The organism is Tissierella sp. MB52-C2, from assembly GCF_030931715.1.
Lineage (GTDB): Bacteria > Bacillota > Clostridia > Tissierellales > Tissierellaceae > Tissierella.
This window is the reverse complement of record NZ_CP133261.1, coordinates 698,191-709,578: the sequence shown is the minus strand read 5'-3', so window position 1 is coordinate 709,578 and position 11,388 is coordinate 698,191. Positions and strand designations below refer to the sequence as shown.

The following is an 11,388-nucleotide window of genomic DNA, read 5'->3' as shown; positions in this document are numbered from 1 at the left end:
ATCGAAATTTACTAATGAACTTTTATCTAAGCAGCCAAACTAATTATTCGTTTTGCATATTAATATATCATCTTTTCAAATCTTTACAATCCAACCTGCAAAACTGGGTGCTATTTCTTCAATATTGGACTAGCTATTAAATTTTAATAATAGAAATAGGATGATATTTCTGTTGTAGAAAACAACTCTTTAAATATTTTTTTCTAGGATAAGTTAGATAAATATAAAAGACACTTCTATCACCTTGAATTAAAGATGAAAAAGTGCCTTTTGATATTTAAATCACTTTACTATAAATTTAATTTATGCGCTATCTATATATACTTCACATTTGCTATAATAACAAGAATCAGTGTTATAAGTTCAATTGAGGCTCCAAATATCATTTTAAAAGTTTGTTTTTTATTATATAAATCTTTTTTATTCTTTAGCCTTCGATTTAAGCCTATTATATTTAATATAAATATAATAGTAAAAACAATAAATGTAATTATTCTAAATACTTTTTGTATATAGTAGCCTATTTCACTATTCCAAATTGCGGTAGAGTTAGTTAGAATTAAAGTTGAAAATATGCCCAGGTTAAGATAAAAAATCCTATCCTTTAAAGATACTTTAGCAAAAGATAAATTCTTAGTATCTTTTTTCATAGCCTTTCCCCCTACCTAATATTCTTCCATCCTGTTACTTATTTGATTTATATTTTAATAAAATCTCCCTCACATCTATATTTATTTCGTCACCTACTCTAATCTTCCAATTAGAATGATATAAAGTTATTATTGCTACTATAATATATATTATAGTCATGACGATTTGTGCTAAATCTACATTGGCTACATTTTTTAATATAGTCATACCCATTAAAACAGTAAATGAATTCTGCATTATATGTAAAATAGTTGTTACTACAATTGAATTCGTCTTAACTGCAATATATCCATATAGTATCCCGAATACTGTAGTATGTACAATTGTAATTATATTGTTATGAAGGATACCAAATATCAATGCTTGAGTTATTATAGCAAATTTGACTCCATATTTTTTTAGGAATCTCAATATTAAATCTCTAAAAACAACTTCTTCTATAAATGGTGAAATTGTACAAATACGGACACCTGTCCAAAACGTAATGTTAATAGTGGATTTATCGCCTTTATATAGAATACCTTTATGCATTGAATATCCTTTAGTATTTAGTATGAATTCAATTATAATTAAAAATAATAAAATTGTATAAACAGCAGCGTGTTGGTATATAAATAATTTAATCATATCTATGGCTTTGATATTTTTTCTTTTAAAAGATTCAATTAATCCAATATTGTTTTCCATGTTTTTCGCCCCTTACTATAAATATAATCTCAAAGCATTTGACACTTACTTTATATCACATTCTTAATATTCTTACAATGTTATATTAGCCATTAAATTTCGACAAATAAAAGAGTCACTTTTATTATTTTCTAAAAGTAACTCTTATTTATAGCTACATATCCTTCACTAATCTCCATTGTTCCCTAGCCATATCATCTAAACCCGGATTCATTTTTGTAGATGGAAGTTCTAGACAAATGCGAAGCCAAGATGAAGCCTTATCTTTGTCATCTAATCTCCTTGATAGTTCTCCTATTAAATAAGATAATTTACTTTCATCCATATTTGTACCTGACAGAGAATCGTTATTATATACATCTATAAAAGTATCTCTTGCTAAAGTTAAAAACCTTATTTCTTCCTCATTATTTTCACTTAATCTATATAGCCAACCAAGATTTAAACAGATATTCGCAACCTCAATTTTTTTCGCACTTATTAAGGTTGCAGAAAGTAATGCTAATTTATAAGCTTCTATTGATTCATCTAAATCTCTTACTCCACCAAAATCTCTGCTTTTCCATTTAGCTGATACACTCTTTCTGATTATCTCTATTTCACTAGGTTTAATATCGTCGAATCTAGTTTCTAAAGCTGCATATCCACAATGTGGGCATACAAGTACACTATATTTTATAGGATTTTCTGTATTATAATGATTTAAAAAATCCTCATCTCTTTTTATAAGCCTTAGTCTTGATGTTCTCACTCTTTTAGTTACAAACGCTTTTTTACAAATTGGACATCTAATATTTTTGTCAAATAGCTCCTTTACATCTGTCAATTACTACTCCACCTTTCCTATAATCATGTTATATATCATTATAACATTAATTATTGGAATTAACAGGGATTGAAGGCCCAATTTTATATACGTAATCTTTTTTTCTGTAGTGATCTGTAGTAATTTGTTTTTTTGACATTACTTTCCCATCTTTTATAATAGTTTTATAAGTATTAACTTTGTATCCAGTTCTTCCCTTCTGTACATTTATTTTTTCACCTAAAGATAGTTTCCCATCATAGATTTCTTCTACTTTAGGTGGAATAGTTTCTACAATTTGTGGATTTATTTTTACTTGATAATTCTTTGCCCTTGTATCTCCATAGATGTAAATATATACTTGATTGCCTACTACCTTTCCATATGTGTATACTGGGAAATCAAAGTCGTTTCTAAATTTCAAATCCAAATATCCATAAGATACGGCTGCATCTTGGCCATATGGCACATAGCTGGCAGGTATGGAATGAGGACTCCTTTCTAAAATTGTAAGATCCGCTAATAGCAAAGCATTATACATAGTAGTTGATGTTTGGCAAACGCCTCCACCAAGACCAGGGGTTAACTCTCCACCTATGATTACATTTGCTTCTTTATATCCAGATTCCTGAGTTCTAGGTCCTGTAGTATTATTATATGAAAATTCTTGTCCTGGCAGAATAAGCTTATTACTAATGGCTTGAGTTGATAATCTAATGTTTTCCACCCTGCCTGCACTACTTCCCTTAAAGGAAGTAGAAAATTCCCCTATTACTCCATTTATTCTAGATAGAAATTCCTTTGTAAGCTGTGGTTCTATATCTTTTACTGGAATTTCTATATCTCTTAATTCATACATATTTTTTTCTATTATAGAGACTAATTCATCTAAACTTACTTTCTTTCCTACTATATGATCTGTTACAGTAATTTTACCTTTATCAAGTTTGATTTTAGCATCTACACTATCTTTATTTATTTCCCGGGAGATATTCTTTGATATGTTTTCTATCTTTTCTTCATCATAAAAAGAATCTAGAGGAATATTTACACCTGCTTTTATCTTTCTTATATCCCTTAATCTTTTAATAAAGTTTCCTTCTCTACCTAGCTGAAAAGCATTCTTAACAGCAGTATCATATTCATAAGAAAATCCTAACTGCCTCAAATCTATTTTGTATATTTTTCCACCATATAATAGGTTCATATATTTTTCATCAATTTCAGGTTCTTTCTTTTCCTTTATAAGTTCTAGGGCTTGGTCTATTGTTCTATTTTCTACGGAATTACCATCTATTTTTACACCTTTATAAATAGTATTTATATTTAGAACATTTTTATAAATATACATTCCTGCCCCTAGGGCTGCTGCAACTAATATTATAGAAATAGATAATAATATAATTATAGACTTTTTCATATATTACCTCCGAATTATAATAATCAATTTTTATATAAATCTATTATTATACATTATATTTATATGGTTTCAGTATTTATTACTGTTTAATTGATTTATCATTATTCATTTTATTATTATCTAAGCCATGTATATATATTCTAAACTAATATTTATCTATTCTTGAACTTCCGTTTCATAATAGAAACAATATTCCCTTACAGGGCATATATCACATAAAGGTTTTCTAGCCTTACAAATCCTTCTTCCATGAAAGATTAATAAATGATGAGCCTTTGACCATATTTGTTTATCTATATTATCCATTAAATCCTTTTCGGTATCTAGGACATTTTTACTATCAGCTAACCCTATTCTATTAGCTACTCTGAAAACATGTGTATCTACAGCAATACCTGGTATATCAAAGGCATTTGATAGTACTACATTTGCAGTTTTTCTACCTACTCCCGGCAGCTTAGTCAGTTCTTCCATAGTATTTGGTACTTGGCTATTATGATTTTCTATGAGTAGTCTACAGGTTTCAAGTATATTTTTTCCTTTAGTTTTGTAAAACCCACAGGATTTAATTCTTTTTCCTATTTCTTCTTCTGACAATTTTATATAATCCTCTGGTGTTATAAGTTCTTCAAACAATGTGGATGTAGTCTTATTTACTTGAACATCTGTACATTGGGCTGAAAGTATAGTTGCTATTAATAATTCAAAGGGATTAGTATAATTTAGCTCTGCCTTTGCATCTGGAAACCTTTCATCTAGTTTTTCTAAAACTACTTTTATTTCTTCTTTTGATAACATTTTCTTCATTTTCTCACCTACAATATTTCTATTTCATGCTCTACTATTTCTACCCTACCATCATCATCTATAAACTTAATTACATTTGACAAAATTTCATTGGCATGATTGACATCATTTGTTACACAAACAAATCCTATTATGGAAGATTGCCAACTATCATTTAAGCCTACTTCGGCTATGGATATATTAAATCTTGATTGTAGTCTACCCATTATACTTTTTATTACTTGTCTTTTATCTTTTAACGAATTAGATTCATATATTATTACTTTCAATGAGCAAGAACCTATTATCATTTTATAATCTCCTAATCTTATATTTTATTTTTATGTAAAAGAAAAAGGGAGAAATATTCTCCCTTTAATTATTTTAATATATTCATTTCTTTTCCTACTTTTTCAAACACTTCAACTGCTCTATCTAATTGTTCTTTTGTATGAGCTGCAGTTACCATACATCTAACTCTTCCTGTTCCTTTTGGAACTGTTGGGAATACAATACCTGATACGAAAACTCCGTTTTCTAATAGTTTTCTACTGAATTCCATAGTCTTTGCTTCGTCTCCTATAATTACTGGAGTAATTGGAGTCTCGCTATGTCCTGTGTTAAATCCTAAGCCACCAATTTTTTCTTTCCAATATCTTGCATTTTCCCAAAGTTTATCTGTATATTCTGTTGATTCCATTAACATAGTTACTGCTTCTGTAACAGCTCCAACAACTGCTGGTGGTAACGATGTACTGAATAACACTGGTCTTGATCTATGGCTTAACCAATCGTACATAGTTTGTGAACCAGATACATATCCACCCATTACTCCTATTCCCTTTGAAAGACATCCCATTGAGAAGTCTACTCTACCATGTAATCCAAAATGGTCTATAGTACCTCTTCCACTTTCACCTAATACTCCTGATCCATGGGAGTCATCTACATATGTCATAGCTTCATATTTTTCTGCTAATTCAACTATTTCAGGAAGCTTAGCTATGTCTCCATCCATACTGAAAACACCATCAGTAATGATTAAGATATTTTTATAATTTTTTCTTGCATCCTTTAAAACTGCTTCTAAACTGTCCATATCTGAGTGTTTGAAAACAGTCTTTGAAGCCTTTGATAATCTACAACCATCTATTATTGAAGCATGGTTTAATTCATCAGATATTATAATATCTCCTGGTTCAGTTATAGCTTGAATAGTACCAGCATTACAGTTAAAAGCTGATTGATATAAAAATGCTGCTTCATCTTTTTTAAATTTAGCTAAAAGCTTTTCTAAATCTTCATGAATATCCATATTTCCAATAATAGTTCTAACAGCTCCTGAACCTGCACCATACTTTTCTATTGCTGCAATAGCTGCCTTTTTTATTCTATCATTATTAGCGAATCCAAGGTAGTTATTTGACGATAAGTTTATAACCTTTTTTCCGTTTAATATTACTTCTGCTTCACTTGCTGTTTCCATTACTGGCAACGTCCTATATACTCCATCCTTCTTCAGTTCTTCAATCTTTTCCTTTAAATAACTTAATTCATGAACATTAGACATAGTATACCTCCTTAAATTTCTTCTTTCGTGATATATTATAACACATCTTTTATATTTATTACATCCGTTTTTTACGGATTGTTAAAAAAATATTTACTATAGCCCATTCTGAATATTCTCTAATTTCAGGGCTTTCATCTTTTAATAAATTTACTAATAATTGAATGTTTTCTGTTCTTTTCATATTACCTAAAACTATTATGGCATTTCTTTTTAATATAGATTTTCCTCGCCAGCTTCCAGCCATAGTTCCGTATTTTCTTTTGAATTCTCTATTGGATATGGTAAGCAATTCTTCTATATTCATATAACCTTTGGTCAATACTGGAATAAACTCTTCATAATTGGACTTTTTTATACCTTTGTTCTTTGGACAAACTAATTGACAGGTATCACATCCATATATTTTCATTCCCATCTTTTCTCTCAAAGCTATAGGTATATTATCCTTTGTTTGAGTTAAATATGATATACACTTTTTAGGATTTAACCTATATGGTTTTTCTAAAGCGCCTGTAGGACAAGCACTGATACATAGATTACAATCACCGCATTCTGCTTCAGCTTCTTTACTTACTTCTAAGTCTAAATCAGTTAATATATACCCTAGAAATATAAATGAACCATATTCTTTATTTATTATAGAACAATTCTTACCATAATATCCAATACCGGCTTTTCTAGCTAATTCCCTATCTATTAAAGGACCTGTATCTACAAAATATTTATACTCAAAATCTACTTTCTTTTTTATTTCTTTAATGAGTTCTTCTATTTTTTTCTTTAATACTAAATGGTAGTCAATTCCCCAGCTTGATTTTGATAATTTTCCTCGTAATAGATATTCTGGCTTTTCATTATAGTCTATATTATAAGATAATCCAATTACTATTATAGATTTACAGTTAGTCATAGTAAGTCTTGGATCTATTCTTTTATTTATGTCCTTTTCCTCAAATTCAGTTTTTATATTATTTTTTTCCCTATATACAAGATAATCCCCTAAGGTATATAAGGGTAATGAGTCTGTAAATCCGCAAATATCTATGTTTAGTTCTTTGGATTTTTCTAATATATATTGATTTAATCCTTCCATTTATATTCCCTTCTAAGAATTTCAATTTCCTTCTTATATCCAGCTAACTCATTTGGAGTTTCTAAATTAAAAGGTAAGTCCTTTAATAATGGATGGTTAATTACGTTTACTATAGCATCAAAACCTATGGTTCCCTCTCCTATGACTTCATGTCTATCTTTATTAGAAGCAAAATCTACTTTACTATCATTAAGATGTACTGCCTTAATTCTATTTATACCTATTGTCTTATCTATTTCCTTCAACACACCATCCAAATTATTAACTATATCATATCCAGCTGAATATAAATGACAGGTATCTATACATATTCCAAGATTTTTATTGTATTTTACACCATCTATTATAGATTTAAGTTCTTCCATATTTCTTCCTATTTCTGTTCCTTTACCTGACATTCCTTCCAATAAAATTACTGTATCATTATCTTCATCTATGACATTATTTAAAGCATCTACGATAAATTCTATACCTTTTTCACTACCTTGTCCTACATGGGAACCTGGATGGAATACATAATAAGTATTTGGAATTATTTTTAGTCTTTCCAAATCATCTTTTAAAATAATATTTGCAAACTCTCTAGTTCCTTCTTTATCTGAACACAGATTCATCGTATAGGCTCCATGGGCAAAAAGTGGTGCAAATTTATACTCATTCATTAAATCTTTAAGTCTATTTATATCTTCCATATCAATTTCCTTTGCCTTTCCCCCCCTAGGGTTTCTAGTAAAAAATTGAAATGTATTAGCTCCTATGGATACTGCTTCTAATGCAGCATTATAATATCCCTTTGAAATGGATAAATGACAACCAATATTTAACATATTTTATCACCCTTTCTCTCTATATAATACCATATTGTTATTTATTTTTAACTACTTCAAAAGATTAAAATATGTTATAATATTCTTTAGTGTTGAGAAAGGAAGAAATATTATGTTTAATTTAAAGAAAAAAGCCTATAAAAATTTTGATTACATTCTATTTTTTACCATGATATTACTCTGTGGTTATGGCCTACTTATGATAATGAGTGCAACCTTAAGCTATGGCACCATGAGTAATGTTAAAACTCAAGGTATAGCTACAATTTTAGGGCTAGTGTTAATTGCCATACTCGTTTTATTAGATTATGAGTTTTTGGGAAAGCTTTACATACCTATTTATGTAATATGTAATCTTTTACTTATAGCAGTTCTTATATTTGGTATTGGAGAAGACCAATGGGGTGCCAGATCTTGGTTGAAAATTGGACCTGTTAGGTTTCAGCCAGCGGAGTTCGTAAAGATTGGTTTAATTATATCTTTGGCTAAATTTATAGATAATCATAAAGACCGTATAAATGAACCTTTTATCTTATTAAAGATATTGGGCTTTGCCTTTCTTCCAGTAGTTCTTATTCTTATGCAACCTGATGCTGGTACTGCAATGGTATTTGTTTTTTTCATAGCTGCCATGCTATTTATCGCTGGAGTACAATGGAAATATATTGGCTATGCATTATCACTAGGACTTTTAAGTCTTCCTGTTCTATGGTTTAAGCTGGATCAATATCAGAAGGATCGTATATTTAACTTTATAGATCCTGAAAGAGATCTATCAAATTCTGGATATCAGGCCATGCAGGGCAGAGTTGCCATTGGTTCTGGTAAAATATTTGGCAGAGGTTTATTTGAAGGAGTATATACTCAATTTAATTATATACCAGAAAAACAAACTGACTATATATTTGCCGTAATAGTAGAAGAATTAGGACTAATAGGAGGCCTTGGACTAATTATCCTATATTTTATAATGCTTAATAGATTTATAATAATTGCTAGAAAATCTAAAGATTTATTTGGTTCATTAATGATAGTAGGATTTGCTGCAATGTTTCTCTTTCACATATGGGAGAATATAGGTATGACAATAGGACTTATGCCAATAACAGGAATCCCTCTCCCCTTTATGAGTTACGGAGGAACATTTCAATTATCTAATATGATATGTATAGGTATAATATTAAGCATAAGTGTTCATAGAGAAGAATTAACTTTTTAACTCTTCTCTATTTTTTTATTTTAGTACCTTGTAATAAAAGGTAGCATATGATATATTGTAGTTAAGAAAATAAAAGGAGATATGCTCATGAATATTCAATTTAAAAAAGGTGTATTAGAGCTTTGTGTTCTTTCACTACTAGATAAAAAAGATTTCTATGGCTATGAATTAGTAGAACATATCTCTCAGTATATAAATATTTCAGAAGGAACAATATATCCCCTACTGAGAAAATTTAGAACTGAAGGCTATGTTACAACATATTTAGAGGAATCCCAAGAAGGACCTCCCAGAAAATATTACAAGTTAACTGCAAGGGGTACTGAGGTTTTCGAAGAATTAGTTATTGAATGGGAAAGTTTTATCGATGGAGTAAATAGTATATTAAGAGGTGATTTATCATGAATAAGCAAGAATATTTAAATAGGCTAAGGTTTTATCTACAAGGATTACCTATATTCGAATTAGAAGATATTTTATCAGATTATGAAGAACATTTTCACATAGGTATTTCTAAGGGTAAATCGGAAGAAGAAATATCTAAAGAATTAGGTGATCCTAGAGAGGTTGCAAGCAATTATAAAACAACATATGGAACGCATGATACCGGGAATATTAATAATGGGAATTATTCTAATAATGATGGGAGAAAACTGTTAATCACCTTAGGTTTAATAGCTTTTAATGTAATAATAGTATTAGGACCCTATTTAGGCTTAGTAGGTCTTCTTCTTGGTTCATATGGAATGGGTATAGGTATTACAGCCGGTGGAGTTGCAATTTTATTTGGTTCTCCGCTTAGTTTTTTATCCCTGGTACCTGCACCCCACATTCTTACATCCCTCTCTTTTGGTATAGGCTTACTTGCATTAGGTGCATTGGGAATAATATTGTCTATATACTTAACAAAACTGTTATATCAGTTGACCTTTAAATATATTAGATGGAATTTAGAATTAATTAATAAATAGGAGGTTTAAGAAATGAGTACTAAAAAAGTTGTTTCAATTTTAGCAGCAATTGCTTTAATAGCTCTTGGAGTGGGCTTTCTATCTTTAAGATATAATGACAACTATAGATCTGTAGGCTCTGGATTTAATAGGCTGTTAAACATTAAATCTAGGAATGAGGCGATAAAAATAGGTCCAGACGGAATAGAAGTTAAAGATGGTGATGATCAAGTTTCTATTGGTTGGAACGGCATTAAAGTCAATGATGGAGATGATGGAGTTTCTATTGGCTGGGATGGAGTCAAAGTTAAGGATGGAGATGAGCAAGTTTCTATTGGCTTAAATGGTGTTAACATCAAGGAAAGAAATAAATCATTTTTGGGTAACTGGAACTGGTTCGGTATAAATTCCAGAAATTTAAAATGGGAGACTGTTGATGAAGAAAATCAAGCTGAAATAACTGGAATAGATACTATAATAGTTTCTCCTGAGTTTATTGATGTTAAGATAACTTCTGAAGAAAGAGATGATGTTGGTATTCATTATTATGGTAAAATGAAAACCAATGTAGTACCAGTTTTAAATGTGGAAAAAATATCTAATAGTTTAAATATTAAACTTAAAACAAATAAAAATAGTTATTCTATAGTAGATTCTAATGTTGTTTTAGAGATATTTGTACCAAAATCTTACAATGGTAACTTTGATGTTTCTGCTTCTTCTGGAGATATTTATATGAAAGATCTAACTGGAGAATACTTTAATATTTCATCCAGTTCTGGTGAACAGAAACTTGAAAACCTTGAGGGTAATAAATTAACTTTGATTGCTACTTCTGGAGACATTACATTAAAAAATTCTAAAGGTGAAGTTGAATGTGAGTCTAGCTCTGGCGAACAAAGATTTAAAAATGTTGAAAGTCAAAAGTTAGATTTATCAGCTACTTCTGGAGATATAGAATTAGAAGATTGTGTAGGTGAACTTAAAGTATCTACTAGTGCCGGCGAACAAAGGTTCAAGAATGTTGAGGGTCAAAAATTAGACCTATCAGCTACTTCTGGAGATATAGAATTAGAAAATTGTATAGGTGAACTTAAAATATCTACTAGCTCTGGTCGTATTTCTTTAGATAATAAAAACACAAAAGAAAATATGAAATTATCCACTACTTCTGGTGATATATCTATTAGCTTAGGTGATAATCCTAGTTACACTATCCAAGGCACTACTTCTTCAGGTGACTTTATCACATTTGGAAATATGAATATACAAGAAAACGATAAGGGCAGATTTAGAGCTACAATAGGTTCAGGGGAAAAATCTATTGATATTAGTACTTCAGCTGGAGACGTTAGATTTAGACAAAAATAGATAAAT

General features: G+C 29.7%; 13 protein-coding genes. 4 read left to right on the top strand and 9 right to left on the bottom strand.

Going from position 1 to position 11,388, the window contains the following annotated elements:
* Positions 1-314: 314 nt before the first annotated feature.
* The 9 genes from RBU61_RS03605 to RBU61_RS03565 all read right to left on the bottom strand — a co-directional run bounded on the left by RBU61_RS03605 (position 315) and on the right by RBU61_RS03565 (position 7,842).
* The gene (locus RBU61_RS03605) at positions 315-650 is read right to left on the bottom strand and encodes a hypothetical protein (protein WP_308878193.1); all 336 of its coding nucleotides are present in this window, start codon (positions 648-650) and stop codon (positions 315-317) included.
* A 34-nt stretch (positions 651-684) separates the two neighbouring features.
* On the bottom strand, positions 685-1,338 hold the full coding sequence (locus RBU61_RS03600; RefSeq protein WP_308878192.1) for a CPBP family intramembrane glutamic endopeptidase: 654 nt from the start codon (positions 1,336-1,338) through the stop codon (positions 685-687).
* Positions 1,339-1,492: 154 nt separating this feature from the next.
* Positions 1,493-2,164, bottom strand: a complete 672-nt coding sequence (locus tag RBU61_RS03595; protein WP_308878191.1) for a DUF2225 domain-containing protein — start codon at positions 2,162-2,164, stop codon at positions 1,493-1,495.
* 46 nt (positions 2,165-2,210) lie between these two features.
* Complete coding sequence (locus tag RBU61_RS03590) at positions 2,211-3,563, bottom strand: VanW family protein (RefSeq protein WP_308878190.1); 1,353 nt, start codon at positions 3,561-3,563, stop codon at positions 2,211-2,213.
* Between the two features lie 156 nt (positions 3,564-3,719).
* Positions 3,720-4,370 carry an endonuclease III gene (gene nth / locus RBU61_RS03585; RefSeq protein WP_308878189.1) on the bottom strand — a complete coding sequence of 217 codons (651 nt, stop codon included), beginning with the start codon at positions 4,368-4,370 and terminating at the stop codon, positions 3,720-3,722.
* 8 nt (positions 4,371-4,378) lie between these two features.
* Positions 4,379-4,660 carry a DUF503 domain-containing protein gene (locus tag RBU61_RS03580; RefSeq protein WP_308878188.1) on the bottom strand — a complete coding sequence of 94 codons (282 nt, stop codon included), beginning with the start codon at positions 4,658-4,660 and terminating at the stop codon, positions 4,379-4,381.
* A gap of 68 nt (positions 4,661-4,728) precedes the next feature.
* Complete coding sequence (locus tag RBU61_RS03575) at positions 4,729-5,919, bottom strand: glycine C-acetyltransferase (protein ID WP_308878187.1); 1,191 nt, start codon at positions 5,917-5,919, stop codon at positions 4,729-4,731.
* A gap of 58 nt (positions 5,920-5,977) precedes the next feature.
* Positions 5,978-7,015: a tRNA epoxyqueuosine(34) reductase QueG gene (gene queG, locus RBU61_RS03570; RefSeq protein ID WP_308878186.1), complete on the bottom strand. Its 1,038-nt coding sequence runs from the start codon at positions 7,013-7,015 to the stop codon at positions 5,978-5,980.
* Positions 7,003-7,842 carry a deoxyribonuclease IV gene (locus tag RBU61_RS03565; RefSeq protein ID WP_308878185.1) on the bottom strand — a complete coding sequence of 280 codons (840 nt, stop codon included), beginning with the start codon at positions 7,840-7,842 and terminating at the stop codon, positions 7,003-7,005. The genes queG and RBU61_RS03565 overlap by 13 nt, the downstream gene beginning before the upstream one ends.
* 112 nt (positions 7,843-7,954) lie before the next feature.
* On the opposite strand from RBU61_RS03565, the gene rodA reads away from it, so the two are divergent.
* The 4 genes from rodA to RBU61_RS03545 all read left to right on the top strand — a co-directional run bounded on the left by rodA (position 7,955) and on the right by RBU61_RS03545 (position 11,382).
* Positions 7,955-9,061: a rod shape-determining protein RodA gene (gene rodA / locus RBU61_RS03560; protein ID WP_308878184.1), complete on the top strand. Its 1,107-nt coding sequence runs from the start codon at positions 7,955-7,957 to the stop codon at positions 9,059-9,061.
* 87 nt (positions 9,062-9,148) lie between these two features.
* Positions 9,149-9,466, top strand: coding sequence for a PadR family transcriptional regulator (locus tag RBU61_RS03555; protein ID WP_308878183.1), 318 nt, complete (start codon positions 9,149-9,151; stop codon positions 9,464-9,466).
* On the top strand, positions 9,463-10,032 hold the full coding sequence (locus RBU61_RS03550; RefSeq protein WP_308878182.1) for an HAAS domain-containing protein: 570 nt from the start codon (positions 9,463-9,465) through the stop codon (positions 10,030-10,032). The genes RBU61_RS03555 and RBU61_RS03550 overlap by 4 nt, the downstream gene beginning before the upstream one ends.
* A gap of 12 nt (positions 10,033-10,044) precedes the next feature.
* Positions 10,045-11,382, top strand: coding sequence for a DUF4097 family beta strand repeat-containing protein (locus RBU61_RS03545; RefSeq protein ID WP_308878181.1), 1,338 nt, complete (start codon positions 10,045-10,047; stop codon positions 11,380-11,382).
* The last annotated feature ends 6 nt before the right edge of the window (positions 11,383-11,388 follow it).